This window comes from Massilia sp. Root133 (assembly GCF_001426525.1).
GTDB classification, from domain to species: domain Bacteria; phylum Pseudomonadota; class Gammaproteobacteria; order Burkholderiales; family Burkholderiaceae_D; genus Telluria; species Telluria orientalis.
Window position 1 is genome coordinate 251205 of record NZ_LMEW01000012.1, and the last position, 26082, is coordinate 277286.

Genomic DNA, 26082 nt, shown 5'->3' on the forward strand with positions numbered 1-26082 from the left:
CGATGCTTACTTGGCGCGTGCGTCGATGCGGTAATCCCACGCCGCCAGCGTCTGCTGCTTGCCTCCTGGCAGGCTGAAACGCTGCGCGTCGTTCGACACGTTGACCGTCACCTGCACGTTGTTGCCCTTCAATGCACGGCGGAACGCGAACACCTTGTCGTTACCCGTCTGCAGCACCTGAACGGGACCGCCGTACTGGCCGTTCCACAGCGCCGGATTGGCGTGCTTGAGCGCGAGCAGCTTCGTGTAGAAGGGCGCGTAGGCGTAATCCTTCCACTGGATCGGATCCTTTTCGAAGAATTCGATACGCTTGTCGAGGCCGGCTTCCTGGCCGCCATAGATCAGCGGCATGCCAGGCAAGGTCGCGGCCAGCACGGCCATCGCCTTGAAGGCCGGCCCGTACAGCTCGACGTCGCTGCCGGCCCAGGAATTCTCGTCGTGGTTGCTCGTGAAGCGCATCCGATACGCGCCCGGCGGAAACGCTTTCGGCGGGTGCTCGAGGAAGTTTGCCAGCGTGCGCGCGTCCGCCTTGCCTTTCGCAATGGCCTTGAACAAGTCTTTCGTGTCCCAGCCGTAGGTCATGTCGAAGGCGTGCTCGTGCAGGTCGGGCTTGTCGGCCTCGGCCAGCATGAACACCGGTTTGACGCGGTCGAGCTCGGCTCTAGCCTCGTTCCAGAACGGCGTCGGCACCTTGCCGGCGACGTCGCAGCGGAAGCCGTCGATGTCCGCTTCGCGCACCCAGTACAGCATCGCGTCCGTCATGCCTTTCCACAGGCCGGGCTTGGTCCAGTCGAGGCCCGTCACGTCGGTCCAGTACTCGGGCTCGGCGCCGTCCGTATAGGTGACGGGATAGATCTCCCCCTTGTCATTCTTGAGATACCAGTCGCTGTGTTCCTGCGTCCACGGATTGTCGAACGCGGTGTGGTTCGCGACCCAGTCGATGATCACGTGCATGCCCAGGCCGTGCGCCTGCTTCACCAGTGCCTTGAGGTCGTCGAGCGTGCCGAATTCCGGGTTGACCGCCGTGTAGTCGCGCACGGCGTAATAGCTGCCCAGCGTGCCCTTGCGGTTCTTTTCGCCGATCGGCTGGACCGGCATCAGCCACAGGATGTCCACGCCCATTTTTTTCAGGCGGGGCAGGTGTTGCGCAAACGCCTTGAACGTACCTTCGGGCGTGTATTGCCGGATGTTCACTTCGTAGATATTGGCGTTGCGCGACCAGCTCACGTGCGGCATCGGCGCCGCCTCTGTCGCGGCGGCCGCGGGCAGGGCCGCGCATAATGCCAGGGAAAGTGTAGTCAGGGTACGGTGTAGCTGTCTCATCGTTCTCATTTTCATGTAGTTTAATTACAAAGCCTGCCGAAGCGATTCTAAAGCGGAATTCCCACGCTGTCATCTTGCCGACATGCAGATGTCAGAATATGCTGACAACATCACGAGATAAGATGAGAGTGGATTTGTGCGATATTGGACAGATAGGACTGCGGTGTAGCAGCTAATGTTAAGGCGTAGAGAGGGACACGCCATGAACAAGGGTTTCGTTGCGTGCGTATTGCTGGGCGGATGTACGTCGCTCGCATGCGCACAGGATTCGGGAAGCGCTGCCGCCGCCAGCAAGCGCTCGGGACTGGACTACGTCGGCGAACCGCCGGGCGGCCACGATATCGCCGTCTTCACGGGGCAGCCGAGCCGGAGCAGCGGCGGCGCCTGGCACGCGCAGCCGCGCCGCACCTACGGCCGTCTCGACGACATCGGCGTGCGCCCCGGCACCGGCGGTTTCACGCTGGGTCACCAATACAACTTCGAATACCTCGCGCGCCCGGACGTCGGCGATCCCTTCCACGCCGGCACGGCCGGCAAGGCCAGCAATCTCGTCACGCAAAGCGGTATGCCCGTCGACAGCGGCGTGCGCTACTACAACACCCAATTCAAGCACCTGAGCACGGGCGCGTCGTACACCATCGACACGCTCGGCGGCGATCCCATGGCCGACCGCGCCTGGGGCATGACGATCGGCTTCGACTACGGCCCGGTGTCGCTGCGGGCGGCGCACCAGAACCGGCATGTGGCCCAGGTCCATTTGTACGATTTGGCCGGCAGCAATATGGATGCCAAGAATTCCCTGATCGCGGCCAACCTGCACACGCGCTGGGGCACCGCGTATGCCGCGTATTCCGCCAACCGCGGCTGGGGCAGCTCGCCGCTGTACAACCCCGACAATCCGTACGGCGCCGGCGTGGCGAGCACGTCGTCGACGGACAGCCGCGACACCCTCGTCGGCGTGGCCGTCCCCATGACGCGCTCGACGACCTTCCTCGCCTCGTTCATCCACAAGAACGACCGCGACCTGGCCAACCGCGACGCCAACCAGTTCGCGATCGGCGCCAGCTACGTCGTCTCGCGCAGCACCGACTTCTACGCCGCGTTCTCGCGCACCGTCAACACGAACGGCACCGGCATCCTGATCGGCGGCGCGGCCCGCCCGAGCGGCAGCTCGGCCGTGAACGTCGGCATGCGCCACGCGTTCTAGCGTTCCCACCGAGGCTGCCCTGCGTTGCGCCGTCGCGCGACAAAAGCAGGTAGCCTGTCCTCATGATTTTTGCATTATTTTGGAGGCAACATGACTGGCACGAGCACACTTGATCCGGATAACTTTCCGGAAGCACCCGACCGCAGCCTGGGCAAGGGCCACGGCGTCGATTCGCTCGGCCCGAGCGATATTTCGGACACGGGCAGCGACGTCGTCGGCGGTCCCGGCTTCGCCGCGAACCTGGACGACGACCAGAAGCTGGACCTGGACACCGGCACGACGTCCGACAACGAAGCGAGCTACGCCCACGACAGCGCGGGCGCCGACCTGGGCGACCCGAACTTCGAAAGCGACAGCGACTTCGGCGGCACGGGCGAACGGGCGGCCGCGGGCCGCGACATCCTTGCGCGGGACGGCGCAGACATCGACACCGACCATATCGAATCGATTCCGAATCTGCCGCTGACGGACGAGGATGTCGACTTCCTCGGCAGCGAGCCGCCGAAGGGGCCTGCGCCGGGCAAATAAACTGCGGCGTTCGGAAAGATGACGGGCTGGATGGCATCGACCATCCAGCCCGTTTTCATGTCGGGTGGGCGGACGTTTGCGTTGTGTTGGCGTTACGCGCGGGCACGGGGTGCCCGCCCTACGCGTGCAAGCCCCCACGCCGCCAGCAGCGCCCCGCCGAGCAGCACGGTCTTCGCGGACGCCGACCGCATCTCGAACGACGTGTACGGGCTCCGCTCGACGACGCGACGCTCGCCGTTGTTGCGCTGCCGGAGCTCCTGCTCGGCGACCGGTGCGTACAGGCTGTCGCGGCGGGCGCTCGAGTTCGGGCGCTCGGATTGCTGCTGGCTGAACATCGTGCGGCTCATGAAGCGGTCCAGCGCGCGCGGCATCAGGTAGCCCGCCACCGACGTCAGCTTGGCGTGGCCGCCCACGTACAGGTCGCGCTCGGGCACCTGGGCCGCGTGCACGATGGCCTGCGCCACCAGTTCCGGCGCGTAGTTCGGTGGCGGCAGGTCGGGCTCGTGCTCCATGTAGCTCTTGGCGTGGTTCGGGAACGGCGTCGCGATCGCGGCCGGCTTGACCACCGTGAGCGAGATGCCCGCGTCTTCCTTGTCCAGCTCCATGCGCAGCGATTCCGTGAAGCCCTTGATCGCGTGCTTAGACGCGGAATAGGTGCCCTGCAGCGGCACCGAGCGGTCCGACACTTCACTGCCCAGGTTGATGAGGGCGCCGCCGCCGCGGCCTTTCATGAGCTTGACGGCTTCCAGCGAGCCGTGCACGACGCCCCAGAAATTCGTCTGCATGACCTTGCGCATGTCTTCCAGCGCGACGTCCTCGTTCCGGCCGTAGACGCTGATGCCGGCGTTGTTGACCCACGTGTCCACGCGGCCGAAGCGCTCCATCGCCACCCGGCCGATGCGGGCGACGTCCGCCGGGTTGCCGACGTCCGCCGTGACGGTCGCCACTTCCACGCCGCGCTGGCGCATTTCGTGGGCGAGGGTGTCGAGGGCATCGCCGTCGCGCGCGGCCAGCACGAGATGGGCGCCGCCTTCGGCCGCCATGCGGGCGGTGGCCAGGCCGATGCCGCTCGTCGCGCCCGTGATCACCATGACTTGTTCATTCAGTGTTTTGAGTTTGATCGACATGATGCCTCCTCACAATGCCTGGCGCAGACGGTTCGAAGACCAGGTGCGGGTGGCCGGACGGCCCGCCAGCTTCCATGCGGCGAACAGCGCGCCGGCGCCCAGCAGCACGCCGACCACCTTGCCCTTGCGCAGCGACAGCGCGGTGTACGGGCACGTCTCGACCACGTGCCCGGAGATGCCCTGGCGTTCGCGCAGTTCGTGCTGCGGGTCCGGGGCGTGCAGGGCGTCGCGGCGGTTCGGGGCGCTGGGGATGTCGGTCTGCTGCTGCTTGAACATCGTCGCGCGCATCATGCGGTCGAGCATGGACGGCATCGCGAAATTGCCGACGGAGAAGGCCTTGGCCGCGCCGCCGACGAACACGTCCCGTTTCGGATGCTGGGCCGCGTACAGGATGGATTTCGCGACCAGTTCCGGCGCGTAGATGGGCGGCGGCAGGGTCGGCTCCTTATCCATGTAGTTCTTCGCGTGCGCGACGAACATCGTGTCGATCGCGGCCGGTTTGATGAGCGTGACGGCGATCGGCGCCTTGTCCTTGTCGAGCTCGACGCGCAGCGAATCCGTGAATGCCTTCACCGCGTGCTTCGACGCGGCGTAGATACCCTGCAGGGGGATCGAGACATCGGACAATTCGCTGCCCAGGTTGATGATGGCGCCGCCGCCGCGCGTCTTCATGTGCTTGACGGCTTCCAGCGAGCCATGGACGACGCCCCAGTAATTCGTGTCGAACAGGCGCTGCATGTCTTCCAGCGAGACGTCTTCGTTGCGGCCGAAGATCGAGATGCCGGCGTTGTTGACCCAGGTGTCGATGCGGCCGAAGCGCTCCATCGCGGCCTGGCCGATGCGTTCCACGTCGGCCGGGTTGCCGACGTCGGCCACCACCGTCGCGACTTGCGTACCGGTGCGGCGCAGTTCGCTCGCCAGCTGGTCGAGCGCGTCGGCGCTGCGGGCTGCGAGTACCAGTTTGGCACATTGCTCGGCGGCCATGCGCGCCGTCGTGAGGCCGATGCCGCTCGTGGCGCCGGTGATGACCATCACCTGCTCGTTAATCTTGCGTAATTGCACTGACATGAATGCTCCTTCGCTCAGGTTGGATTACGAGTTCGTTGCTGAACACGACAATCGTGGCCGCGCAGCGGATTTCAAGTCATTTTTTACAAGATGGCGCTTTGTTCAGGATTTACAAGCCTCGGCTTCGCACCGCAGCCAGCCGGCGGCCGCCAGTGCGGCGGCGCCCGGCGGCGGGTCGGCGCGCATCGCCAGGTGGTACGTGTGGCCGGGGATGGCCGGTCCGAACGGTTGCACGAGATAACCCGCCGCGAGCTCGTCGGCCACGAGGGCGAGGCTCAGCAAGGCGACCCCCTGGCCGGCGACCGCAGCCTGGATCGCATGGCCTTCGTCAGAATACCGAAGCTGTCCGCGCGATGGCTGCCAATCCAGTCCCGTGTGCGCGAACCATGCGTCCCACGTCGGATTGGCGGCGGCGGTCTTTTTCCAATCGAAATGGATGAGCGGCACGGATTGCAGGTCTGCAACCGAACGCACGCCCAGCATCGGGTTGACGACCGGCGCGTACGTGTCGGCGAACATGACCTCCGTCGCCAGGCCGGGGTAGGGCCCGTTGCCGTAGCGCACGGCGAGATCGATGCCGTGCGCGTCGAAGTCGACGGTCTCGTCGGACGCGTGCAGTTGCAGGTCGATGTCCGGATGCAATGCGTGAAAACGGCCGACCCGCGGCACCAGCCATTTCGCGGTAAAGGCGTGCGTCGCGGACACCGTGACCCGTTCGCGCCGGTTCGTCCGCGTGAGCCGCGCCAGCACCGCTTCGATCGCATCGAACCCCTCGCGCAACACGGGATACAGTTGCGCGCCGGCGTCGGTCAGGGAGACTTGCCGGACCTGGCGCACGAACAGCTTCAGGCCGGTGGCGTCTTCGAGGGCGCGGATGCGGTGGCTGATCGCCGTCGGCGTCACGGCGAGTTCATCGGCGGCACGCTTGAAACTGCCGTGGCGCGCCGCGGCCTCGAATGCGCGCAGGGAAGAGAGCGGGGGCAGGCGGCGCATCGTCCGCTCGCTGAATGGGTGAGTTGAAGTCATCTGATGCCTGAGGAAACGTCGTTTGTCGCGCGAGTGCGTGGCAGCGATTATTCCAGACCTGTCGACTTGAGGAGCCAAACATGCTTGAACGCATCATCACCCAGCCGGACCCGTATGAACCCTATCTGCTGTCGCAGGGCATCCGGTTCGGCGACCTGCTGTTCATTTCCGGCCAGGCCGGCGCGGGCGACGACGGACGCATCGTCGACGGCGGTTTTATTGCCCAGGGGGAGCAGGCGTTTGCCAACCTGCAGCGGGCGCTGGAAGCGGGCGGGTCGAGCCTGCGTGACGTCATCAAGGTGACGATCTTCGTGACCGACATGGGACATTTCCAGGACGTCGTCGCGCTGCGCCGTCAATTTTTCTCGGCGCCGTATCCGGCCGATACGATCGCCGAAATCAAGGCACTGTACGATCCGCGCGCGATGATCGAGATCGAGGCGATCGCGGCCGTGCGCCAGCGGGGAGGCGGCGATGCGCGATAACGGACACGTCGCTACCCTGTTCGAACCGCTGGCCCTCGGTGCGCTGGCGCTAGCGAACCGCCTGGCCGTCGCGCCGATGACGCGCGTGAGCGCCACGGCCGATGGCGTGCCGACGCCGCGCATGGCCGACTATTACGCGCAGTTCGCGCAGGGCGGCTTCGGCCTCGTCATCACGGAAGGCCTGTACACGGACGAAGCGTATGCGCAGGGCTATCTCCACCAGCCGGGGCTCGCGAACGTGGCGCAGCGCGAGGCGTGGCGGCCCATCGTCGCGGGGGTGCGGTCACGGGGCGGCCGCGTGATCGCGCAACTGATGCATGCCGGCGCGCTGTCGCAGGGGAATCCGTACCGGACAGGGACCGTCGGCCCGTCGGCCGTGCAGCCGAAGGGCAGGCAGATGACGTTCTATCGGGGATCGGGCGCGTACGCCGTGCCCGCCGCGATGACGCAGGACGACATCGGCACGGCCGTGGCCGGTTTCGCGCAGGCGGCCGTGCGCGCGCGCGAGGCGGGGTTCGACGGCGTCGAGATCCATGGTGCGAACGGTTATTTGCTGGACCAGTTCCTGTCGGAAGGCATCAACCTGCGCGGCGACCGCTACGGCGGCGGCATCGAAGGCAGGCTGCGTCTGCTCGTGGAAGTGGTCGAGGCGGTGCGGGCCGCAGTGGGGACGGATTACGTCGTCGGCGTACGCCTGTCGCAGGCAAAGGTGAACGATTTTACGCATCGCTGGCGCGGCGAAGAGGAGGCGGCCACGATCTTCCGCACGGTCGGCGGACTGGACGTCGACTACGTGCACGTGACCGAGTACGAAGCGTGGCAGCCCGCCTTCGGGGCGGGCCCGAGCCTGGCTGCGCTGGCGAAGCGCCATGGCGGCAAACCGGTGCTGGCGAACGGCTCGCTGCACGATCCGGCGCAGGCCAGGGGCATGGTCGAGCGCGGCGAGGCGGATGTGGTCTCGCTCGGCCGCGGCGCGCTCGCCCAGGCGGACTGGCCGCAGCGCGTCAGGCACGGCGCTGCGCCGGCATCATTCGATCCCGCCATCCTGTCGCCGCTCGCGGATCTCGCGAACGCGGACCGGTGGCGCGAGGATCACCTGCGGCCCGGCTGATACCAGTCGCTGATACCAGTTGTGCGCGATAAGGCCGCGTTCGCTGATAGCATCGATACCGTACGCAAGGGCGAGCGGCACGACGTCGGCCAGCAGTCCGTCGATCACGGGCCGGAGCCGCCATGCGACTGCCTGACCGTCACGTCGTCGCCCGTCCTGACCTTGTACTGGCGCGCGCACGCGGCATTGAGGTCCGGGTACCGTTCGCACGTCGGGTCGCAGGGCACGTTCGGCAGGGTGACATCCGCTGCCTGGGCGCCGTGTGAACCCGGCAAAACGGGCGCGATCTTTTTATTGAACATCGTTTTCTTTCGGTGAGTGTTTGTCAGCAGCGCCGTACGGCAGGGCCTGCCCAGCGAAAGAAAACGAGTAAACACGATGATGCTTATGAATTCAATGCGCTTTGGACAGAATCAGCAGCCAACGGCGCAGCAGCAGCACTTCCAAGTGGCCCGGCTCGACGCCGGTATCGCACTCGATGATCGGGTTGACCGGGTAGAAGCGCTTGCGGAAGTCGCGCGTTACCAGGATCTCGCGGCGACCAAGGCGCACGAGGAAAGGCGTCGGAGCATATTCAAGGCCGAAAGAGCTGTTCAGAGTCGACATGACGTTCCCTTTATCGAGTTAGGTTGCGTTAGCGTTGGCAAGTTGTCTTGCTCGAGTAGGCACAGAATAGCACAACTACTGTATAAATCTACAGGTACTGTACAAAAAAACAGTTGTTGCATTTTTGTGTGGTTTTTCCGCCAACACGCCCCATCTGGAGCGGTATGCTGAACACCGCGCCATCACGCCTGCGCCGCTTCATCGCCGCCCGCCTGTCGCCCGAAGGGCAGATGGGCCTGCACCTCACCGTCGGCCTCGCGCTGCTGGTGCTGGCGGCGTGGATCTTCGGCGAGATCGCCGAGGACGTCGTCACCGGCGACACCATCACGCTCGTCGACATCCAGCTCGCGCACTGGTTCCACGAGCGCGCCACACAAGGCTTCACGCGCGCCATGCTGGTCGTCACGCACTGGAACGGCATCGTCGGATCGAGCATCATGGCCGCGCTGCTGGCGCTGTGGTTCTGGCGCCGCCACGCGCATTACTGGCTGATCGTCTGCCTCGTCGCCGTGCCGGGCGGCATGCTGCTGAACGTCGCGCTGAAGCACGTGTTCCGGCGCACCCGCCCCAGCTTCGACGACCCGCTGCTGAGCCTGATGACGTACAGCTTCCCCAGCGGGCACACGGCGGCGGCGACCGTGTTCTACGGCCTGCTCGCGTGCTACGTCGTGCGCCGGGTGCGGACGTGGCGTGTGCGCGCGCTGGTCACGCTCGGCGCCGTCCTGATGGTGATGCTCGTCGCGCTGTCGCGCATGTACCTGGGCGTGCACTACCTGTCCGACGTGCTGGCCGCGGCGGCGGAGGGTGCGGCCTGGCTCGCGATCTGCATCACGGCCGTGTCGACCCTGCACCGGCGCCGGCTGGCGCGGGGGCAAACGTCGTGGAGCGAGCGCGCGCATCGCGCCGCCGCGGCGGAGGACCTGCAATGAAGCCGGTGACCGTGATCGTCAACGCGGGCGCCGGCACCGGCCACGACGAGGCCGCGTGCGATGCGCTGAGAACGCAACTAACCGACGCAGGCCTGGACGCCGAGCTCGTGCGGGCAGATGGCGGCGACCAGATGATCGGCGCGGCGCGGCGCGCGCTGGAGCAGGGCGCACGCCTGGTCGCGGCCGGCGGCGGCGACGGCACGATCAATGCCGTGGCCTCCGTGATGGTCGATTCCGGCGTGCCGTTCGGCGTGCTGCCGCTGGGCACGCTCAACCACTTCGCCAAGGACCTGGGCATTCCGCTCGACCTCGGCGCGGCCGTGCGCAACCTCGCGACGGGGCGGCCCGTGCAAGTCGACGTGGGCGAGGTCAACGGCCGCATCTTCCTGAACAATTCCAGCCTCGGCCTGTATCCGGACATCGTGCGCGACCGCGAAAAACAGCAGCGCCGCCTCGGCCGCGGCAAGTGGACGGCCGCCGCCTGGGCCGCGTTCGCGGCGCTGCGCCGCTATCCGTTCCTGTCGATGCGCCTGACCGTCAACGGCGAGCGTCTGGCGCGGCGCACGCCGTTCGTCTTCATCGGCAACAACGCCTACACGATGCAGGGCCTGGCGATCGGCGAGCGGGCGCGTCTCGACGAAGGCGTGCTGAGCCTGTACGTGGCCCAGCGTCCCACGCGCCTGGGCCTGCTGCGCTTCGCGTTCGACGCGCTGCTCGGCCGCCTCGGCCAGGAGCGCGACTTCGACGTGCTGACGGCGCCCGAGTTCGACATCGACACGCACCGCCATCATCTGCTCGTGGCGACCGATGGCGAAGTGACGGAGATGCACCCGCCGTTACGCTACCGGATGCGGCCTGGCGCACTGACGGTGCTCGTGCCGGCGGTAGAGAATGGCACCAATCAACCATAACGGAAAGGGGAACCCCATGCGCTCACTCGTCCACCTGTCCGACCTGCACTTCGGCCGCGTCGACGCCATGCTGCTCGACCCGCTGCGCGAACTGGTCCACAAGCTGGCGCCGGACGTCGTCGTCGTTTCCGGCGACCTGACGCAGCGCGCCAAGAGCGAGCAGTTCGAGGAAGCGAAGGCCTGGCTCGATACGCTGCCGGGCCCGCAGATCATCGTGCCGGGCAACCACGACATTTCGCTGTACAACGTGTTCCGCCGGTTCCTGCTGCCGCTCGACCGCTACAAGCGCTACATCACGGACGACCTCGACCCCGTCTACATCGACGACGAGATCGCGGTGCTGGGCGTGAACACGGCGCGTTCGCTCACGTTCAAGGACGGCCGCGTCAACAAGGAACAGGTGGAAAAGATCCGCGCGACCCTGTCCGGACTGCCGAAGGAGGTCACGCGCGTCGTCGTCACGCACCACCCGTTCGACCTGCCGAAGGGCGCCGAAGAGGATGACCTCGTCGACCGCGCGCACATGGCGATGGACGTGTTCGCGGAACTGGGCATCGACCTGTTGATGGCGGGCCACCTGCACATGAGCCATGCGGGCAACACGCAGGCGCGCTACAAGATCAGCGAATATGCCGCGCTCGTCGTGCAGGCCGGCACGGCGACCTCCACGCGCGGGCGGGGCGAAGTGAATTCGTTCAACGTGATCCGCATCGAGCCCCAGCGTATCGAAGTCGATCGCTATGGCTGGGACAGCGTGCACAACCAGTTCCAGCTGCTGAACACGGAGAAGTTCATGCGCAGCGGGAACGTCTGGACGGAAGTGCCGGATGGGATGATGGCGGCTGGAATTTAGTTCGCCGTCATTCCCGCGCAGGCGGGAATCCATGCTGACTTACAGAAGCCGGTTTGTTGGAAAAGTCCATTGTATTTCCAAGGCCCGGCTTCGGAATCTCGGTATGGGTCCCCGCTTTCGCGGGGACGACGGTTCATCAGATCCAGTACTCCCCCAGCCGCGCCATCCATTCCTTGATCCGGTCGGACCACGGCCGGTGCCGCCAGCGCGAAAGCAGGACTTCCTTCGAGTCCCTCAAATCCTCGTTGAACGCGCTTTCCATCGCCGCACCGAACGCCGGGTCGATGACGACCACGTTCAGTTCGTAGTTGTGGATGAAGCTGCGCCGGTCGATGTTGGCGGAGCCGATCGTCGACCAGGCGCCGTCGATCACGGCCGTCTTGGCGTGCAGCACCGCGATCTGCAGCTCGAAGATGCGCACGCCGCCGGCCAGCAACGGGTCGTAGAAGCCCTGGCCGGCGTAGCGGATCAGGCTGTGGTCCGACACGCCCGGCAGCACGAGCCGCACGTCCACGCCGCGTTTCGCCGCGGCGATGAGCGCGTCGACGATCTGCTGGTCCGGCACGAAATACGCCGACGTGATGTGGATCGATTTCTTCGCCTCGCTGATCGCGACCACGAGCGCCTTGTAGATGTCCGATTCGTGGTCGGGATCGGACGCGAGCACGCGGACGATCTTGTCGCCGACGGGCGTCAGCGTCGGGAAATACTCGGCCTGCGGCAGCTCGCCGCCTTCCTGCTGCACCCACAGGTTCACGAACGACCACTGCAGCGGCGCGACGGCCGGGCCTTCGATCTTGACGTGGGTGTCGCGCCAGCCGACCTTGTCGCCGTCGACCTGGTCCGGCTTCTGGCGCGAGCGGAACAGCGAGCTGTTCGCATACGTGCTGCTGATGTTGATGCCGCCCGTGAACGCGACCTTGCCGTCGACGACCATCAGCTTGCGGTGGTTGCGGTTGTTCAGCTCCCACTTGCCGCGCGCCTTGGCCGGGTTGACCGGATTGAAGACCAGCACGCGGATGCCGGCCTGGCGCATGCGGTCGAAAAAGGCGGCCGGCGTCGCGAGCGCGCCGACGGCGTCGACCATCACGTTCACGGCCACGCCCTGGCGCTGCTTCTCGATCAGGAGGTCGGCGAATTCGATCCCGACCTGGTCCTGGTCGAAGATATAGGTTTCGAGATTGATGGAACTGGTGGCGACGCGCGCCGCGGCCATCATTTCTCGCATCGTCGCGGGGCCGTCGAACAGCAGCATGACCTTGTTGCCGGCGATGAGGGGCACGCCCGTCGCCTGTTCTTCCAGCGCCGCCAGCGCCTTCAGGTTGCCGCTCGCATTCGCCCAGCGCCGCGCGGCAAGGGCGGACGCCTGCTTCGGCGCCAGGGTGCCCTTGGTCGTCGCGATCGTGGGCACGGCCTTCGCGGGCGCTTCCGGTTCGACATCCGGCAGCGACTTGCACGCGACGACGCCGCAACTGAGGCACAGGGCCAGCAGCCAGGCGAATGGGGAACAGTAACGTGCAAAGCGCTGTCGGAATTTCATTTGAAACCTCTCGGGTTGGCAACCGCGGCCTCGTCGAGGTCGCGCGGTCCGATGAAGAAGTCGAGCGGCGCCGCCCGCAGGCGGCGGCCCAGTGCGCGCAGCAGGCGGAATCCGTTGCGGAAGCGCACCTTGCGCGCCCGCAGCGCCACCCACAGCGCGAGGCCGAAGCTCACCAGCAGGTTCACCATGCCGATGAGGGCGATGCCGAGGAAAGAAATCGCGATGGTGTCCGGGTCGACCTGCTGGCCGAGGCCGACGAAACCGATGGCGAAGTTGGCGGACGAAAACGTCACGTGGCGCACGTCGAGCGGCAGGCCGAGCAGGTAGCCGACGGTGCCCGTGATCCCCATCAGCACGCCGAACACGAAGTTGCCCATCAGGCCGCCCAGGTTGTCCTCGACATAGCGGGCGAAGCGGGCGCGCCGTTCCTCGCCGAGCAGCCGGCGCAGCCAGCGCAGCTGCTGCACACGCAGGCCCATCCGCGTGTACATGGCCTTGTTGTCGTAGTAGCCGGACACGAGCCCCGACACGAACAGCCACACGCCCGCGATCGCCGCATGCAGCAGCGCGAGCGAATGCCATGGGTGGCTGTCCGCGATCAGGTGCTCGGCCTTGACGGCATTCACGAGGTGCGTGCCGAAGATCCAGTACCAGGCGAGGGCGATGGCCCACGCGACCGGAATCACGGTTGCGAGGTTGCCCAGCACCGCGACGATCTGCGTCCGGAACACCTTGTTCACGAGGGCCGCCATGCTGTCGACGTCGACCTGGCGCCTGCTCGACCCTCTCTGCGCCGTGTCGTGCAGGGCGGCGGCGATGCGCGCGGCCGTCATCGCCGGCTGCTTGGTCGCGATGGTGAAATGCAGCACGTGCACGAGCATGAAGCCGGCCGCGTAGTTGAGGCTGTAGAGCAGGGCTTCGATCAGCGGGGCGCGGTGCTGGTACGAGATCAGGATCTTGATGAGCGCCATGAAGGCGATGATGATGCCGGCCCCGGCCGACGACGCGAACATGCCGCGCAGGTCCGCGCGCCGTTCGGCGATGTAGTGCTCGCCCGTGCGGCTCGCGTTTTCCGTCACGTTGCGCGCCAGCAGGTCGATGTTGTCGCGCAGCAGGCCGCGCACCTCGTACTTCGTGTTGTGCGCTTCCGCGAGTTCCTGGGCGAGGTCGACGGCCGCCGCGCGCCGGAGGCTCGTCGGCGGCTCGGTCGGCGGCGTCGCCTCGTTCGCGAGCGTTTCCACGTCCACCGTGGGCGCAGACGGCAGTTCTCCGCTCGTGTCGACGAGGAACAGCAGCTTTCTCAGGCGGTCGATACTCTGCGTCAGCGCGACGAGCAGATAGGTCAGCGCGACGCTCGTGCCGGAGGCGAGGGCCTTGCTGCGGATCTTCAGCACGACCGCTTCGCATTGGTCGAGCATGACGAGCAGGTGGCGCGCGTCTTCCATCGTGTCGACCTCGCCGCACATCAGGCGGCCATAGTCGTCGAGGTATTTGTTCGCCTCGATGTTCTGCATGAGGAAGGGCGAATCGACTTCCTCGATTTCCATGTGCGCGTGGATCAGGCGCGGCTCCAGGCCCAGCGCGCAGACACGGCACGACAAGGTGCGGATGGCGTCCAGCAGGCCCGCCAGCACGATCCTGCGCGCGCGCGAGGACTCGGCGGATTCTTGCTCTGCGCCATCCGGCGGCGCGGCGTTCGCGACCACGTCGAACAGCTCGAGCCAATCGGCGTTCGGCACGGCGCGGATCCACTGGTAATCGTCTTCGCGGCACAGCACGCGGTCGAGCGTGTCGGACAGGTACAGATCGTCCAGCGCGGGCGGCAGGATGCGGTAGGCGATGCGTTTTTTCAGCTCCGTGAAGAAGCCGTCGTTCGACAGGATGCCGACGTCGGAATACAGGCTCGTGTGGCGGCGCGTTTCGAGCAGCCGGGTCAGGTAGCGGCGCAGCGCCCAGGCCTGGCCGGGATGACCCTTCAGCAGCTGGGCCAAGGTGCGCACCTGGGCGCGCGCGTAGTCGTGGTCGCCTGCGCGGCGTGGGCGCAACCGGTCGACCAGGTCGACCAGCAGGTCGATGCGGTCGCTGTCCGGGTCGAGGTGTTCGAGGATCGAGAGCATGGGAATATTCGCGGCTTGGAAAGGTCAGTGTATGCGTGGATACGCGGCGGCCACTGTACGGTGACGAACCGAGCAGGCGGGGCTGCGTTACACTTGATGCTTGATGTCATCACTGGGGAGCAGCATGTATCTGACTTACTATAACGGCCAATGGGCCGAAGGGAATACGCCGTTGTTCGGTGCCATGGACCACAGCGTCTGGCTGGGTTCATCCGTCTTCGACGGCGCGCGTGCGCTGCGCGGCCATCTGCCGGACCTGCGTCCGCACCTGGAGCGCGTGATCGCATCGGCGGAGAAATTGGGCCTGGAGTGCCCGCTGAACGTCGACGAGATGGAGGCGCTCGTGCGCGAAGGCGTCGCGCGCTTTCCGGCCGACGCCGAGCTGTACATCCGCCCGCTCGTGTTCGCCTCCGAAGGTTTCCTGATCCCGACGCCGGAAGCGGCCGCGTTCGCGCTGACCCTGTTCGACGCGCCGCTGCCGCCGTTCGCCGGCTTCTCGGCCTGTCTGTCGGCGCTGCGCCGTCCCGAGCCGACGATGGCGCCGACGGATGCGAAGGCGTCCGCGCTGTACGCCAACACGGCGCGCGCGCTGCGCGAAGCGAAGGCACGCGGCTTCGACAACGCCGTCCTGCTGGACGCGGCCGGCAACGTGGCCGAGTTCGCGACGTCGAACCTGTTCCTCGTCACGGCCGACGGCGACGTCGTGACGCCTGCGCTGAACGGCACCTTCCTGGCCGGCATTACCCGCGCCCGCGTGATCGGACTGCTGGGCGAGGCCGGCGTGAAGGTCGTCGAGCGCACCGTCAAGCCGGAAGAGCTGGACACGGCGCGCGAAATCTTCAACACCGGCAACTACGGCAAGGTCGCGCCGTGCACGCGCTACGAAGCGCGCGAACTGCCGGCCGGCCCGATCGCGAAGCAGGCGCGCGAGCTCTACCTCGCGTTTACCGAGACTACCTGACGAAAATCCATTGCCAAAAACCGGGCTCTGACCCCGGTTCTTTACTTTGCCCGCGGGCGGATGGTGCCGCAATCGGCCGACAGCCACTTGCCGGTGACATCCATGTCCACGGTCTGGTTGCGCCCCTGTTCTTCGCTCCGGATCTTCATGCGGGCGCGGTAGCTCGTGTCGTTGTCGGCGACCAGGTCGCCTTCGCCGCTCACCTTCGGTGTCGTGCAGGTGAACGCGATGTGGCCGCGCGTCGCCGATTGCTGCGTGAACGACTGCCTGCAATCGCCCTGCTGGACCGGGAATTCCTTGCGCTCGGCCATCTCGCGCGTCATGCACAGCTTGGTCTGCAGGGCGCCGTTCGCACCGACGTCGAGCTGCACGCCGTTCTGCTGCATCATCGTCTGCATCTGCTGGCGCTGCTCGGGCGACATGTTGGCCATGTGCTGTTGCACGGCGGACATCGCTTGCGATATTTGCGGGTCGCTCGACGTCATCGTGTTCGACAGCGACCACAAGCCCGGTTTCAGCGTCTGGGCGCCAGCCGGGAGCGCGGCGCAGGCACACGCCAGCACGAGCGCGGATGCAATGGATCTGTTCATCGTTATTTCTTCCTTTTAAATATTGGGCGGCATCACGACGCTTCGCCATGCCGTCCCAGCACCTTGCGCTCCAGGTACATGAGCAGCAGGACGGTCTTGGCATCGACGATGTCGCCGGTCTCGACCATCGCGAGGGCGTCGTCGAACTCCAGTTCCACGACCTCGATATCCTCGCCTTCGTCGGGATTGCCGCCGCCGGCGTCACAGCGCCGCGCGCGATCATACTCCGCGACGAACAGATGGATGCGTTCGGTCGTCGATCCGGGGCTGACGTACAGCTGCAGCGCGCTCTGGACGTGGTCGATGTCGTAGCCGGTCTCTTCGCGCGCTTCGGCGATGGCGCGTTCGGCGGGGGCGGCACCGTCCAGCATGCCGGCCGCCGCTTCGAGCAGGTAGCCGTCGTGGCCCGCCAGGCGGGCGCCGAGGCGGAACTGGCGCGTCAGCACCACCGACCGGTGGGCGCGGTTGTACAGCAGCACGGCCGCGCCGTCCGCGCAGTCGTAGACTTCGCGCGACTGGACCTGCAGCTCGCCGTCCCGGCGACGCTGGGCATAGGTGACGTTCTTGAGGGGCAGATAATGGTCCGAGAGGATCTCCTCGCGGACGATGCGCACGGTGTCGCGGGTCATGGCATCTCCTGTGGTTGGCCTTGCCCGAGGATACACCGTGCGCGTCATGGACGGGCGCGCGCGCCCGTGCGGTCAACCCTGGGCCGGTTCGCTGACGAAGATCTCGACGCGGCGGTTGCGCGCGCGGCCGGCCGGATCGTCGTTGTTGGCGATCGGTTCGCGGGCGGCGCGGCCTTCCACCGTGATGCGGGCCGGATTGATGCCGCGCGCCGTCAGGTAGTCGCGCGTGTGGGCGGCGCGGTCCAGCGACAGCGGCTGGTTGATCTGGTCGCCGCCCGTGTTGTCCGTGTGGCCGATGATGGTCACGTTGGTGGCGGGATTCTCGTTCAGGGTCTGGGCGAAGCGGTCGAGGATCGGGCGGAAGTTCGGCTTGATGTCGGAGCGGTTCGTGTCGAACGAGACGTCGCTCGGGATCTCGAGTTTGAGGCGGTTGTCGGAGGTCTGCGACACCTGCACGCCGGTGCCGCGCGTGGCCTGTTCCATCTGCTGGCGCTGCTGTTCCATGTGGCGCGACCAGACGTTGCCGACGACGGCGCCCGCCGCCGCACCCAGCACCGCGCCGCGGGTGGCCCGGCCGGAACCACCGCCGCCCGTCGCGGCGCCGAGAATCGCGCCGAGGCCGGCACCGACGCCGGCGCCGGTCGCGGTGCCGCGCTGGGTCTGGCTCATGTCGGCGCAGCCGGTGGCGGCCACGGCGAAGGCGGTGGCGCACAGGGTGGAACGGATCAGGGTTGTTTTCATAATGGGTCTCCTTCAAAAAAAATATCCGTTTCGTAGTCGCACCCGCAGCAGTGGGCACGACCGCGAAACGGATCGGTCAGGTCCGCAGGTCACTGCGGTCCGGCACGACGCCGCGTGCCGCTATGATACCGCTATATGCCTCGGCCACTGATCAGGCGCACCAGGATCATGATGACGGCGACGACCAGCAGGATGTGGATGAAACCGCCGACGGTATAGGAAGTTACCAGACCGAGCAGCCACAGAATGATGAGAATGACGGCAATTGTGTAGAGCATGATAGTGTCCTCATGGTTGACCGGCGTTGCTGTGCCGTGAATCCAGTATCGAACTAACAAGCTTGGCATTCCGTACGATGCCGTACATTACGTCGCGCTTTTTTGTTCCTTGTGCAAGCCGGGAATCCAGCCCATGAAGCCCATCAGGCCGAGAAAACCGATCAGGCAAGTCAGGAGGCCGCCCGTGATCAGGAAAAAGACGTCCTGCGCCGCCAGCTCGGCCGTCGTCGCCTGCGGTGCCGGCTCCGCGCTGGCGAGGCCGAAGCCCGTCAAAAGAAGTCCCCAGAGAATGATGCCGATCCATGCCAGACTGTTCATGTCGCGTCCTTTCGCTTGAGTGAGCTCTGCCGTACGAAGCCGATACTGCTGTGCGGAGGCAAACTCATCCGTGCGCCAACGCACATTGCGAAAAAGAAAACTTAGTGAGCGATCGTGCAAGATGCACACGCCGCGCACCCGTCTCCAACATAGCACGCGGCTGGACAAAACAAAACCGGGGCCGAAGCCCCGGTCGACCGTCGATGCGGGTTCCCTCACGCCGAACGCAGCGATCCTTTCACGATGCGCACGCGGTCGCCCGTGCGCCACGGCGGGGCGCTGTGCTGGTGGAACGTGCGCAGCGTGCCGTCGTCGAGGCGGACACGGATCTCGTAGCTGACGTCGGCCTTCATGTTGCCTTCCACCTGGTTGCCCACGACGGCGCCGCCGACCGCGCCGGCGACCGTCGCGAGTTGCCGGCCGTGACCGCTGCCGACCTGGTTGCCCAGCAAACCGCCGAGGATGGCGCCACCCGCCGCACCGACGCCGCTGCCCTGGGCGCGTGTCTTGATCTGGCGGATCGACTCGATGTTGCCGCAGTTGTTGCACCAGTTGCTGCCGGTGTCGTTGGATGCCAGCTTAGTCGATTGATGCGTGACCTTCGGCGCCGGGGCGCGCTCGACCGGCGCGTATTGCGACGTCGGGGCCGGGGCGGGCGCGTAATCGGCGCCGGCGCTCGTCGATCCCTGGCTGCCGCCGTAGCCGTAGGCGGTGTTCGGTGCGGCATAGGATTGCGCGCCGGCCGGAGCGGGGGCAGTGGGCTGCACCGGCGTCTGCACCGGGTAGGCGGTTGGCGGCTGGCTCGCCAGCGGCGCCGCAGGCACCGTGGCCGGGGCCACATAGCCCGGCTGGCCCGGCTGCTGCAGGCCGGCCGACAGGGCCGCGCGGTCGGCGTCGCTCAACTGGCCGCGGTTGTGGCCGGTCGACGACGGCAGCCAGCCCATGATGGCCGCCGTGCCGATGGCGCAGAACAGGATGACCGCGATTGCGGCGGCGATCAGCAGCGGGTGTTGCTTTGCCCGGGCGGGCGGGGTGGGGTGCGTGTCCATGGCTTTCCTTTCCGGTGTCGGTGGGGACGAGGGCGTGGCGCGAGCCTCGAGTCCGGTACGTTTCCATTGTCCCTTGCAACAACACACCGTTCCGTGCGTCACCGTACATACTTGCCCTGGCGCGGCCGGTACGCTGACTGTAAGTTGTCAGTAAATGTTTCCGGGCAGTGTAAATAGCCAATCTCCCAAACGTGTGAACCGATGAAGTCCAACCGCGAGGGTCCGATGAATTCAGCCGCTCCACCTGTGCTTGCCGAGCACAACGCCAACCTGCTGCTGGCCGCGCTCCCGCCGCAGGAGATGGCACGGATGCTGCCGGCACTCGAGCAGGTCAAGGTGGACGTCGGGGCCGTGTTGTGCGAGCCGGGCGACATCATCCGTCACATCTATTTTCCGCACGATTGCCTGATCTCGCTGATGGCCGTGGCCGAAGGCCGCATGACGCTCGAGGTGGGCCTCGTGGGCCGCGAGGGCATGCTGGGCGCCACCGTCGCGCTCGGCCACGATACGACGCAGGTGCGCGCCGTCGTGCAGCGTGCCGGCAGCGCCAGCCGCATCGACGCCGGCCGCCTGCGCATCGAATTTGCCCGCAACCCGGCCCTGCAGCGCGTGCTGTACCGCTACACGGATGCGCTGCTGGCCCAGGCCATCCAGATCGCGGTGTGCAGCCGCTACCACGTGCTGGAGGCGCGTCTCGCACGCTCGCTGCTCGTCACGCGCGATCGCCTGCAGTCCGATAAATTCCACCTGACTCACGAATTCCTCGCCCATGCGCTGGGCGTGCGCCGTGTCGGCGTCACCAAGGCCGCCAGCGCGTTGCAGCAGCAGGGACTCATCAACTACAGCCGGGGCAATATCGAGATCCTCGATCCGGAACGTCTCGCCGCCGCTGCCTGCACCTGCTACGAGATCGTGCGCGAAGCGGGTGCCGGTGTCGGTGCTCCGGTGCTGGTCTGACCGTCGTCGATTCAAAAAGAAAATGCCCCGGCAAGCGGGGCATTTTCTGCCTGGTGCAGACGCGATCAGTGCGTGGTCTTCACCTGGTTGCCGATCACGCCGCCGACAGCTGCGCCACCGACGGTACCGACTGCGCTGCCGCCCGTCAGTGCGCCGCCGACCACGGCGCCGGCGCCGGCGCCGATGGCAGTGTTACGGTCCTGCTTCGACATGCCGGCGCAGCCGGTCAGGCCCAGGGCCACGGTTGCCAGCGTTGCGGTCGCGATGATGTGCTTGATGGTCTTCATGTTGATCTCCTTAAGGTGGGTTGCATACTCACTTCAGGCGCAGCTCATTCCTGACCGATCTGACGCCCCTCACGGTGCGCGCGGCCGCGGCGGCCGCCGCCACGTCGTCCGCGGAGCTCACGAATCCGCTCAGCTTGACGACCCCCAGGTCCGTGTCGACGTCGATCTGGTTTGCCTTCAGGCTGGCATCGCCGAGGAGGGCGGCCTTCACGCCGGCCGTAATGCCGGCGTCATCGGTTTGCCCTACGACAGCCTTCGGGCTGTTCGTCGCGCATCCCGTGATCCCGTACAGGGCCAGAGCCGCCAGCAGTGCCGATGTCGATAGTGCTGCCGGGGTCCTGCCTGTACTGAATCGTTTCATGCCTTCTGCGCTTCCTCGCGATGCCGGCCTGCTGTTCGGGAACGGCGCCGGCCTTACCATGACTCCAGCATACATGTCGTTCGCATAGCGGTCTGTACGACAAATAACACTGTGTCATGCCGAACTCAACGCTTGGCGCTTTTTCCGGGTGGCGGCGCAACAGGCTTCGCACCTGCCCGGGCCAGCAGCGCGTTGCACGGGCTGTCCTTGCCCGGCCCCGTGTTGATCAACGGGAGCAGGGCGGCGGCCGGCGCCGCGACGATGGCCAGCGCGGCCGCAGCGCCGCCTTTCAGCGCCAACACTTTCTTGTCGAGCGACAGGTCCGGATTCTTGAACGTGCCGCGTACGTAGAACGGCGTGCGCAACGTGAACAGGCGCAGGCCCTTGGTCTCCGGCTTGATGCGCAGGTCCATCTGCTCGGTCGACATGTTCACCCAGCCATTGATGTCGACGATGGCTTCCTCCGTGTCGAGCACGAAGGTGCGGGTCTGCGCCACGCCATCCTTCACGCCGAGGTCGGCGGCGAGGCAGTTCAGCTTGACTTCCTTGTCGCCGAACAGTTTCGTGATGATGATGTTGCCGACGTTCAGGCCGGCCTCCTCGAGCAGCAGCTTGCTGACGACGCCCTGGCTGACGAGACCCTTCACTTCGCCGTTCGCATCGGCCAGCATCGCACCCACGGAATCGCCCGTCGCGGTGAGCTTCGCTTCGCCATAGATCGAGCCCACGGTTGCCTGCATCTTTTCGATTTGCGGGAACAATTCCTTGATATGGATGTCGCGCGCCTTGATATCGGCCGTCGCCTTGATCGGGCTGCTGGCGTTGCTGCCATCGAGCTTGATGTTCGAGTTGACGTTGCCGCCGGCCATCACGAAATTCAACGGCTCCAGTGTCAGCACGCCATTGTTCATCACGACATGGCTTTGCAGCTTGCTGATGGGCAGGTCCTTGTCCTTGACGATGCGGTCGGCCGTGAAGCGCACGTCGGCGTCCAGCACCTTCCAGCGCTCCGTATGGAATTTCTCGACGGGCAGGGCCTTGTTCTCCGGCTGCACGGCCTCGACGCCCCGCGCGCGCTTGCTCGCGTTGGAATCGGCGCCGATCAGCGGACCGAGGTCGGCAAAGCGCAGCTGGTGCGACACGACGTTGCCGGTGAGCTTGTTGCGCGGCTTGCCCGTCGCGAATTCGAGGCGGCCCGCGATGTCGGACTGGCCCACCTTGCCCTTGAACTTGTCGTACACCCAGCGGCTCTTGTTCTCGCCCAGTTCGCCCGTCAGGTGGCCGTCGGTCGAGAACGCGGGCGTCTCGGGCAGCAGCACGCCCGTGAACGGATACAGCCGCGCCATCGACGGCGCCGCCAGCGTCAGCTTCACATCGATGCCCGCGAGATGGGCGGGGCGGGTGACCGTCCCTTCGACGGCGACGCGCGTATTGGCCGAGTGCACGTCGGCCTGGACGGGGAACGGCTCGTCCTGGTCGCGCAGCGACAGCACGGAACCCGTCTTGCCGCCGCCGCCCACGGGCGCGCCGTTGTACTCGCCGCGCAGCTTGAAGGCGATGCCATAGGTCGGGTCGTTCGCGATCGTGTCGATGTCGGCCGTGACGTCGGCCTTGGTCACGGCGTCGATCACGTGCACCGTGCCCTTGTTCAGCACGACTCGTTCGAGGTCGAGCGTCCACTTCGATTTCTTTTCCTCGCGCTTGTAGACCCAGTTGTAGTGCGTGGCGTCGATGCGCAGCAGCTCGGCCTGCGGGCCGTCGAAGCGCAGCACGGGCACGTGGATGCGGTGGCCCAGCAGCGCGAACGGATCGAGCGAGAACGAGAACTGGCGCACGCTGGCCATGTCGCGCTGGGGCAGGCCTTCCGGGTTGCCCACGTGGACGTCGTCCGCGTACAAATGCGGCCACGGGATGTAGTCGCGCCACGTGCGCTGCGCTTTCGGTATGCTTTTCGACGGCTGCTCCCAATGTACGGCGAGATTGCCGCGGATGGCGAACGGACGGTCGATCGCGTCGCTGACCTTGTCGTTGAGCCAGGGTTTGGCGCGGTTCCAGTCGAACGTGAGGACGATGATGATGGCGATGACGGGAATCGCCACCAGAACGCCGACGATGCCGAGCGTGATCTTCACCGGACGCGACATGCGCGCGCCCCGCCTGGGCTGTTGGGTGGGCTGGGTTGTCATGGCCTTCCTTCTGGTGGGATGGGTTGATCGCAGATTAACGTAAAGGTCTTTGTGTCAATGTGCGGTGCCGCACCGTAGCCCGGCCGCAGGCGGCCCGAGGGCGTGTCTATGTGCGCCAGCGAACCGATCTCGTCCAGCGCGAGGGTTATAACGTTACCAACACAATCACAATCAGGAGTCGCAAGATGGATACGAAATCGAAGAACCTGCTGATGCGGGTCGGCGCAGCCGCCGTGGTGCTTTCGCTGGCTGCCTGTGCCAGCCCGGAAAAGACCCCGGCCACGGCTGCCGTCGCGGTTTCGCACAACGCCGTCGAAAACGCCGTGTCGGCGGGCGCGCCCGAGCTGGCGCCGACGGAGATCTCGGCTGCGCGCGACAAGATGATGCGCGCCAACCAGGCCCTCGCCGCCAAGGATTACAAGACGGCGCGCGAACTCGCGATCCAGGCCCAGGCCGACGCCAAGCTGGCGCAGAGCAAGGCCAACTCGGCCAAGGCCACGGCCGCCGCCGACGCGCTCAACGAGGACCTGCGCGTGCTGCGCCAGGAAGTCGACCGCGCCAATTCCGACCAGCAGCAGTAAAGCCCAATAACAAGAACCGCAGAAAGGAAGCATCATGACAATGAATTTCCTGAAGGCCCTCGTCGTTGCCGGCACGATCGCCCTGGCCGGCTGCAGCACCGTCCCGACCACCACGCCGACCCTGGACGAGGCGCGCGCCGACTTCGTCGCGGCGAACAACAATCCGCAGGTCGCGACGTACGCGCAAATGGAATTCAAGCAGGCCGGCGAAGCGCTCGACCGCGCCAACCAGGCCGCCGCGCAGCGCGAGAGCCTGGACACGATCGACCGCCTGGCCTACATCGCCAAGCAGAAGATCGCCACCGCCCAGGAAGTCGCGAAGACGAAGTCCGCCGAGGCCGAGGTCGCGAATGCGGCCCGCGAACGCGACCGCGTCCAGCTGGAAGCCCGCACCGCCGAAGCCGACCGCGCCAAGCGCGACGCGGCTGCCGCCCAGGCCCAGGCCGCCGCCGCCCAGGCGCAGGCCCAGGACGCGCAGGCCCAGGCCGCCGCTGCCCAGCAGCAGGCCGCCCAGCAGGCCGACCGCGCAGCGCGCCTGGAAGCGCTGCTCGTCGAACTGCATGCGCAGAAGACGGAGCGCGGCATGGTCGTCACGATCGGCGACGTGCTGTTTGCCACCGACCGCGCGGAACTGAACGCAAACGGCATGGCAACCGTGAAAAAACTGGCCGAGATCATGACGCAGAACCCCGACCGCACGGTCATGGTCGAAGGATTTACCGACAGCACGGGCACCGCGGCCCATAACAAGGACCTGTCCGAGCGCCGCGCGGCGTCCGTGGCCCAGGCCCTCGTCGGCCTCGGCGTGCCGCGCGAACGCATCGGCATGCGCGGCTATGGCGAGGCATTCCCGGTCGCGTCGAACGACACGGCCGCGAACCGCCAGCTGAACCGCCGCGTGGAAATCGTGCTGTCGAACGCCGGCGCACCGATCCCGCCTCGAGCGGCGCAGCGCTGATATTTAAGACCCCACTGAAAGAGGAAGATTCATGGAACAGAACGCATCCAACCTGGCGCACGGCTTCGACATCGCGGAAATCCGCCGCGCGGCCGCGAATCTCGAAGACGGCGCCGTCACCGAGGGCTACGCGGCCGACCGCGAAGCCGTCATTGGCATGCTCAACGCCGCACTGGCGACGGAACTGCTGTGCGTGCTGCGCTACAAGCGCCACTACTACACGGTCAGCGGCCCGAACACGGGCCACATCAAGGCCGAGTTCCTCGAGCATGCGCAGCAGGAGCAGGACCACGCCGACCGCATCGCCGAGCGCATCGTCCAGCTGAACGGTTCGCCGAACTTCAACCCGGCCACGCTGACCCAGCGCAGCCATGCCGAGTACGACGATTCGGAAGACGTGCAAGCCATGATCCGCGCCGACCTGATCGCCGAGCGCGTGGCGATCGAATCCTACCGCCAGATGATCCAGGCCATCGGCGACAAGGATCCGACCACCGCGATCATGCTGACCGAGATCCTGGCCACCGAGGAAGAGCACGCCGACGACATGCGTGACCTGCTGGCCTGAACCTTTACCCACCACTACCAACAACAAGGAGTACACCATGTTAGAGTCCATCCGCGCCAACGCCAACGCCACCCAACTCAACGGCGCAGCGAACAATGCTTCCGGCGACGTGAAAGCGCTCGTCAAGGACGCCCAATCGCTGCTGAGCGCCGCCGCTTCCCTCACCGGCAACAAGGCCGATGAGCTCCGCGAGCGCGGCATGGAACTGCTCGACCAGGCGCTGGGCAAGGCCGGCAAGTACCAGGATCAAGCCCTCGTCAAGAGCAAGGAACTGGCGCGCGCAACCGATGTCTACGTGAAGGACAACCCATGGCGCACCGTGGCCGTGGCGGCCGGCGTCGGCCTGCTGCTGGGTGTCATTCTGGGCCGCAAATAATTCGGGTCGGGGGCAGCCATGGATAACAATGAAACCGTCGTGCATAGCCCCGGCCTCATGGGTGGTATCACGGGCCTGGCCAAGAACCTGTTCGGGCTCGTGGTGTCGCGCGTGGAACTTGCCGCGCTTGAGCTGTCTGAAGTGCGCAATCACGTGATCGAACTCGTGGTTATCTTCGCGATGGCCGCCCTCGCCACGTGGTTCGCGCTGGCCTACGGCACCGCGACGATCGTGGCGCTGGCCTGGGAAGAAATGGGCTGGAAGATCCTGCTCGTCATGTTCGTCGTGTTCGCCGTGATCACCCTGATCCTCGTGATGAAGGGACTCTCGCTGCTCAAGCAGGGCAAGCTGGCGTTCCCCGAGACCATGAAGGAATTGCGCAACGACCGCGACATGCTGTTGTAACCGGAG

Annotated in this window: 30 protein-coding genes and 1 pseudogene; 14 read left to right on the forward strand and 17 right to left on the reverse strand. The window is 66.1% G+C overall.

Annotated elements, in window-relative coordinates:
* Positions 1 to 6 precede the first annotated feature (6 nt).
* Positions 7 to 1323 (reverse strand): alpha-amylase family glycosyl hydrolase, encoded by a 1317-nt coding sequence (locus ASD28_RS11785; RefSeq protein ID WP_056127399.1) that lies wholly within the window; start codon positions 1321 to 1323, stop codon positions 7 to 9.
* Positions 1324 to 1525: 202 nt separating this feature from the next.
* On the opposite strand from ASD28_RS11785, the gene ASD28_RS11790 reads away from it, so the two are divergent.
* Both ASD28_RS11790 and ASD28_RS11795 read left to right on the forward strand, forming a co-directional pair.
* Positions 1526 to 2530 (forward strand): porin, encoded by a 1005-nt coding sequence (locus ASD28_RS11790; RefSeq protein ID WP_056127403.1) that lies wholly within the window; start codon positions 1526 to 1528, stop codon positions 2528 to 2530.
* A gap of 90 nt (positions 2531 to 2620) precedes the next feature.
* Entirely contained in the window at positions 2621 to 3058 is a 438-nt protein-coding gene (locus ASD28_RS11795) for a hypothetical protein (RefSeq protein WP_056127405.1), read from the forward strand.
* A 92-nt stretch (positions 3059 to 3150) separates the two neighbouring features.
* On the opposite strand, the gene ASD28_RS11800 is transcribed toward ASD28_RS11795, so the two are convergent.
* From ASD28_RS11800 to ASD28_RS11810, 3 genes are all read right to left on the reverse strand, one after another.
* Positions 3151 to 4185, reverse strand: coding sequence for an SDR family oxidoreductase (locus tag ASD28_RS11800; RefSeq protein WP_056127410.1), 1035 nt, complete (start codon positions 4183 to 4185; stop codon positions 3151 to 3153).
* Positions 4186 to 4194: 9 nt separating this feature from the next.
* Positions 4195 to 5253: an SDR family oxidoreductase gene (locus tag ASD28_RS11805; RefSeq protein WP_056127412.1), complete on the reverse strand. Its 1059-nt coding sequence runs from the start codon at positions 5251 to 5253 to the stop codon at positions 4195 to 4197.
* 102 nt (positions 5254 to 5355) lie between these two features.
* Complete coding sequence (locus ASD28_RS11810) at positions 5356 to 6246, reverse strand: LysR substrate-binding domain-containing protein (protein ID WP_056127416.1); 891 nt, start codon at positions 6244 to 6246, stop codon at positions 5356 to 5358.
* A 113-nt stretch (positions 6247 to 6359) separates the two neighbouring features.
* On the opposite strand from ASD28_RS11810, the gene ASD28_RS11815 reads away from it, so the two are divergent.
* Both ASD28_RS11815 and ASD28_RS11820 read left to right on the forward strand, forming a co-directional pair.
* Positions 6360 to 6764 carry a RidA family protein gene (locus tag ASD28_RS11815; protein WP_056127419.1) on the forward strand — a complete coding sequence of 135 codons (405 nt, stop codon included), beginning with the start codon at positions 6360 to 6362 and terminating at the stop codon, positions 6762 to 6764.
* Positions 6754 to 7875, forward strand: coding sequence for an NADH:flavin oxidoreductase (locus tag ASD28_RS11820; protein ID WP_056127422.1), 1122 nt, complete (start codon positions 6754 to 6756; stop codon positions 7873 to 7875). The genes ASD28_RS11815 and ASD28_RS11820 overlap by 11 nt, the downstream gene beginning before the upstream one ends.
* Positions 7876 to 7878: 3 nt before the next feature.
* On the opposite strand, the pseudogene ASD28_RS11825 reads toward ASD28_RS11820, so the two are convergent.
* A pseudogene (locus ASD28_RS11825) lies at positions 7879 to 8177 on the reverse strand (sulfate transporter subunit); the annotation flags it as partial.
* 91 nt (positions 8178 to 8268) lie between these two features.
* Positions 8269 to 8481, reverse strand: coding sequence for a hypothetical protein (locus ASD28_RS11830; protein WP_056127428.1), 213 nt, complete (start codon positions 8479 to 8481; stop codon positions 8269 to 8271).
* Between the two features lie 164 nt (positions 8482 to 8645).
* On the opposite strand from ASD28_RS11830, the gene ASD28_RS11835 reads away from it, so the two are divergent.
* From ASD28_RS11835 to ASD28_RS11845, 3 genes are read left to right on the forward strand one after another with little or no spacing between them, the layout of a single operon-like run.
* Positions 8646 to 9410: a phosphatase PAP2 family protein gene (locus tag ASD28_RS11835; protein ID WP_056127432.1), complete on the forward strand. Its 765-nt coding sequence runs from the start codon at positions 8646 to 8648 to the stop codon at positions 9408 to 9410.
* A complete protein-coding gene (locus tag ASD28_RS11840; protein WP_082577702.1) occupies positions 9407 to 10321 on the forward strand; it encodes a diacylglycerol kinase family protein in 915 nt (304 codons plus the stop codon). The genes ASD28_RS11835 and ASD28_RS11840 overlap by 4 nt, the downstream gene beginning before the upstream one ends.
* 16 nt (positions 10322 to 10337) lie before the next feature.
* On the forward strand, positions 10338 to 11174 hold the full coding sequence (locus ASD28_RS11845; protein ID WP_056127435.1) for a metallophosphoesterase: 837 nt from the start codon (positions 10338 to 10340) through the stop codon (positions 11172 to 11174).
* A gap of 136 nt (positions 11175 to 11310) precedes the next feature.
* On the opposite strand, the gene cls is transcribed toward ASD28_RS11845, so the two are convergent.
* Both cls and ASD28_RS11855 read right to left on the reverse strand, forming a co-directional pair.
* A complete protein-coding gene (gene cls / locus ASD28_RS11850; RefSeq protein ID WP_056127440.1) occupies positions 11311 to 12714 on the reverse strand; it encodes a cardiolipin synthase in 1404 nt (467 codons plus the stop codon).
* Positions 12711 to 14831, reverse strand: a complete 2121-nt coding sequence (locus tag ASD28_RS11855; protein WP_056127443.1) for a site-specific recombinase — start codon at positions 14829 to 14831, stop codon at positions 12711 to 12713. The genes cls and ASD28_RS11855 overlap by 4 nt, the downstream gene beginning before the upstream one ends.
* 124 nt (positions 14832 to 14955) lie before the next feature.
* Between ASD28_RS11855 and ASD28_RS11860 the strand changes: the two genes are divergently transcribed.
* Positions 14956 to 15792 carry a branched-chain amino acid aminotransferase gene (locus tag ASD28_RS11860; RefSeq protein WP_056127446.1) on the forward strand — a complete coding sequence of 279 codons (837 nt, stop codon included), beginning with the start codon at positions 14956 to 14958 and terminating at the stop codon, positions 15790 to 15792.
* Between the two features lie 41 nt (positions 15793 to 15833).
* Here ASD28_RS11860 and ASD28_RS11865 read toward each other — a convergent pair whose 3' ends face one another.
* The 6 genes from ASD28_RS11865 to ASD28_RS11885 all read right to left on the reverse strand — a co-directional run bounded on the left by ASD28_RS11865 (position 15834) and on the right by ASD28_RS11885 (position 19397).
* Positions 15834 to 16382: a DUF3617 domain-containing protein gene (locus ASD28_RS11865; protein ID WP_056127450.1), complete on the reverse strand. Its 549-nt coding sequence runs from the start codon at positions 16380 to 16382 to the stop codon at positions 15834 to 15836.
* 32 nt (positions 16383 to 16414) lie between these two features.
* Positions 16415 to 17011, reverse strand: coding sequence for an NUDIX domain-containing protein (locus ASD28_RS11870; protein ID WP_056127453.1), 597 nt, complete (start codon positions 17009 to 17011; stop codon positions 16415 to 16417).
* A 72-nt stretch (positions 17012 to 17083) separates the two neighbouring features.
* Positions 17084 to 17752, reverse strand: a complete 669-nt coding sequence (locus ASD28_RS11875; RefSeq protein ID WP_200949080.1) for an OmpA family protein — start codon at positions 17750 to 17752, stop codon at positions 17084 to 17086.
* 131 nt (positions 17753 to 17883) lie between these two features.
* On the reverse strand, positions 17884 to 18030 hold the full coding sequence (locus tag ASD28_RS31780) for a lmo0937 family membrane protein (protein ID WP_105378160.1): 147 nt from the start codon (positions 18028 to 18030) through the stop codon (positions 17884 to 17886).
* Between the two features lie 87 nt (positions 18031 to 18117).
* Complete coding sequence (locus tag ASD28_RS11880; protein WP_056127455.1) at positions 18118 to 18348, reverse strand: hypothetical protein; 231 nt, start codon at positions 18346 to 18348, stop codon at positions 18118 to 18120.
* A 215-nt stretch (positions 18349 to 18563) separates the two neighbouring features.
* On the reverse strand, positions 18564 to 19397 hold the full coding sequence (locus ASD28_RS11885) for a glycine zipper 2TM domain-containing protein (RefSeq protein ID WP_056127457.1): 834 nt from the start codon (positions 19395 to 19397) through the stop codon (positions 18564 to 18566).
* Between the two features lie 225 nt (positions 19398 to 19622).
* Here ASD28_RS11885 and ASD28_RS11890 point away from each other — a divergent pair, with 225 nt between their 5' ends.
* Positions 19623 to 20354 carry a Crp/Fnr family transcriptional regulator gene (locus ASD28_RS11890; protein ID WP_056128388.1) on the forward strand — a complete coding sequence of 244 codons (732 nt, stop codon included), beginning with the start codon at positions 19623 to 19625 and terminating at the stop codon, positions 20352 to 20354.
* A 65-nt stretch (positions 20355 to 20419) separates the two neighbouring features.
* Here the strand turns inward: ASD28_RS11890 and ASD28_RS11895 are convergent, their stop codons facing one another.
* The 3 genes from ASD28_RS11895 to ASD28_RS11905 form a co-directional block, all read right to left on the reverse strand.
* On the reverse strand, positions 20420 to 20641 hold the full coding sequence (locus ASD28_RS11895; RefSeq protein ID WP_036237051.1) for a glycine zipper 2TM domain-containing protein: 222 nt from the start codon (positions 20639 to 20641) through the stop codon (positions 20420 to 20422).
* 28 nt (positions 20642 to 20669) lie between these two features.
* Entirely contained in the window at positions 20670 to 21002 is a 333-nt protein-coding gene (locus tag ASD28_RS11900; RefSeq protein WP_056127461.1) for a BON domain-containing protein, read from the reverse strand.
* Between the two features lie 125 nt (positions 21003 to 21127).
* Entirely contained in the window at positions 21128 to 23188 is a 2061-nt protein-coding gene (locus tag ASD28_RS11905) for an AsmA family protein (RefSeq protein WP_229412389.1), read from the reverse strand.
* Positions 23189 to 23373: 185 nt separating this feature from the next.
* On the opposite strand from ASD28_RS11905, the gene ASD28_RS11910 reads away from it, so the two are divergent.
* From ASD28_RS11910 to ASD28_RS11930, 5 genes are read left to right on the forward strand one after another with little or no spacing between them, the layout of a single operon-like run.
* Entirely contained in the window at positions 23374 to 23769 is a 396-nt protein-coding gene (locus ASD28_RS11910; protein WP_056127468.1) for a DUF4398 domain-containing protein, read from the forward strand.
* A 40-nt stretch (positions 23770 to 23809) separates the two neighbouring features.
* Entirely contained in the window at positions 23810 to 24727 is a 918-nt protein-coding gene (locus ASD28_RS11915; protein ID WP_371762989.1) for an OmpA family protein, read from the forward strand.
* Positions 24728 to 24758: 31 nt separating this feature from the next.
* Complete coding sequence (locus ASD28_RS11920) at positions 24759 to 25295, forward strand: bacterioferritin (protein ID WP_056127476.1); 537 nt, start codon at positions 24759 to 24761, stop codon at positions 25293 to 25295.
* A gap of 37 nt (positions 25296 to 25332) precedes the next feature.
* Positions 25333 to 25671 carry a YqjD family protein gene (locus ASD28_RS11925; RefSeq protein WP_082577703.1) on the forward strand — a complete coding sequence of 113 codons (339 nt, stop codon included), beginning with the start codon at positions 25333 to 25335 and terminating at the stop codon, positions 25669 to 25671.
* Between the two features lie 18 nt (positions 25672 to 25689).
* Positions 25690 to 26076, forward strand: coding sequence for a phage holin family protein (locus tag ASD28_RS11930; RefSeq protein ID WP_056127481.1), 387 nt, complete (start codon positions 25690 to 25692; stop codon positions 26074 to 26076).
* Positions 26077 to 26082 lie beyond the last annotated feature (6 nt).

What these genes read in the sequence shown, in the direction of transcription:
- cls (WP_056127440.1), bottom strand. Translation starts at nt 12,714, where the DNA reads ATGAAATTCCGACAGCGCTTTGCACGTTACTGTTCCCCATTCGCCTGG.
- ASD28_RS11860 (WP_056127446.1), top strand. Translation starts at nt 14,956, where the DNA reads ATGTATCTGACTTACTATAACGGCCAATGGGCCGAAGGGAATACGCCG.
- ASD28_RS11900 (WP_056127461.1), bottom strand. Translation starts at nt 21,002, where the DNA reads ATGAAACGATTCAGTACAGGCAGGACCCCGGCAGCACTATCGACATCG.
- ASD28_RS11910 (WP_056127468.1), top strand. Translation starts at nt 23,374, where the DNA reads ATGGATACGAAATCGAAGAACCTGCTGATGCGGGTCGGCGCAGCCGCC.
- ASD28_RS11925 (WP_082577703.1), top strand. Translation starts at nt 25,333, where the DNA reads ATGTTAGAGTCCATCCGCGCCAACGCCAACGCCACCCAACTCAACGGC.
- ASD28_RS11915 (WP_371762989.1), top strand. Translation starts at nt 23,810, where the DNA reads ATGAATTTCCTGAAGGCCCTCGTCGTTGCCGGCACGATCGCCCTGGCC.
- ASD28_RS11790 (WP_056127403.1), top strand. Translation starts at nt 1,526, where the DNA reads ATGAACAAGGGTTTCGTTGCGTGCGTATTGCTGGGCGGATGTACGTCG.
- ASD28_RS31780 (WP_105378160.1), bottom strand. Translation starts at nt 18,030, where the DNA reads ATGCTCTACACAATTGCCGTCATTCTCATCATTCTGTGGCTGCTCGGT.
- ASD28_RS11905 (WP_229412389.1), bottom strand. Translation starts at nt 23,188, where the DNA reads ATGACAACCCAGCCCACCCAACAGCCCAGGCGGGGCGCGCGCATGTCG.
- ASD28_RS11865 (WP_056127450.1), bottom strand. Translation starts at nt 16,382, where the DNA reads ATGAACAGATCCATTGCATCCGCGCTCGTGCTGGCGTGTGCCTGCGCC.
- ASD28_RS11830 (WP_056127428.1), bottom strand. Translation starts at nt 8,481, where the DNA reads ATGTCGACTCTGAACAGCTCTTTCGGCCTTGAATATGCTCCGACGCCT.
- ASD28_RS11890 (WP_056128388.1), top strand. Translation starts at nt 19,623, where the DNA reads ATGAATTCAGCCGCTCCACCTGTGCTTGCCGAGCACAACGCCAACCTG.
- ASD28_RS11800 (WP_056127410.1), bottom strand. Translation starts at nt 4,185, where the DNA reads ATGTCGATCAAACTCAAAACACTGAATGAACAAGTCATGGTGATCACG.
- ASD28_RS11795 (WP_056127405.1), top strand. Translation starts at nt 2,621, where the DNA reads ATGACTGGCACGAGCACACTTGATCCGGATAACTTTCCGGAAGCACCC.
- ASD28_RS11870 (WP_056127453.1), bottom strand. Translation starts at nt 17,011, where the DNA reads ATGACCCGCGACACCGTGCGCATCGTCCGCGAGGAGATCCTCTCGGAC.
- ASD28_RS11805 (WP_056127412.1), bottom strand. Translation starts at nt 5,253, where the DNA reads ATGTCAGTGCAATTACGCAAGATTAACGAGCAGGTGATGGTCATCACC.
- ASD28_RS11880 (WP_056127455.1), bottom strand. Translation starts at nt 18,348, where the DNA reads ATGAACAGTCTGGCATGGATCGGCATCATTCTCTGGGGACTTCTTTTG.
- ASD28_RS11810 (WP_056127416.1), bottom strand. Translation starts at nt 6,246, where the DNA reads ATGCGCCGCCTGCCCCCGCTCTCTTCCCTGCGCGCATTCGAGGCCGCG.
- ASD28_RS11840 (WP_082577702.1), top strand. Translation starts at nt 9,407, where the DNA reads ATGAAGCCGGTGACCGTGATCGTCAACGCGGGCGCCGGCACCGGCCAC.
- ASD28_RS11895 (WP_036237051.1), bottom strand. Translation starts at nt 20,641, where the DNA reads ATGAAGACCATCAAGCACATCATCGCGACCGCAACGCTGGCAACCGTG.
- ASD28_RS11885 (WP_056127457.1), bottom strand. Translation starts at nt 19,397, where the DNA reads ATGGACACGCACCCCACCCCGCCCGCCCGGGCAAAGCAACACCCGCTG.
- ASD28_RS11835 (WP_056127432.1), top strand. Translation starts at nt 8,646, where the DNA reads ATGCTGAACACCGCGCCATCACGCCTGCGCCGCTTCATCGCCGCCCGC.
- ASD28_RS11855 (WP_056127443.1), bottom strand. Translation starts at nt 14,831, where the DNA reads ATGCTCTCGATCCTCGAACACCTCGACCCGGACAGCGACCGCATCGAC.
- ASD28_RS11820 (WP_056127422.1), top strand. Translation starts at nt 6,754, where the DNA reads ATGCGCGATAACGGACACGTCGCTACCCTGTTCGAACCGCTGGCCCTC.
- ASD28_RS11920 (WP_056127476.1), top strand. Translation starts at nt 24,759, where the DNA reads ATGGAACAGAACGCATCCAACCTGGCGCACGGCTTCGACATCGCGGAA.
- ASD28_RS11875 (WP_200949080.1), bottom strand. Translation starts at nt 17,752, where the DNA reads ATGAAAACAACCCTGATCCGTTCCACCCTGTGCGCCACCGCCTTCGCC.
- ASD28_RS11815 (WP_056127419.1), top strand. Translation starts at nt 6,360, where the DNA reads ATGCTTGAACGCATCATCACCCAGCCGGACCCGTATGAACCCTATCTG.
- ASD28_RS11930 (WP_056127481.1), top strand. Translation starts at nt 25,690, where the DNA reads ATGGATAACAATGAAACCGTCGTGCATAGCCCCGGCCTCATGGGTGGT.
- ASD28_RS11785 (WP_056127399.1), bottom strand. Translation starts at nt 1,323, where the DNA reads ATGAGACAGCTACACCGTACCCTGACTACACTTTCCCTGGCATTATGC.
- ASD28_RS11845 (WP_056127435.1), top strand. Translation starts at nt 10,338, where the DNA reads ATGCGCTCACTCGTCCACCTGTCCGACCTGCACTTCGGCCGCGTCGAC.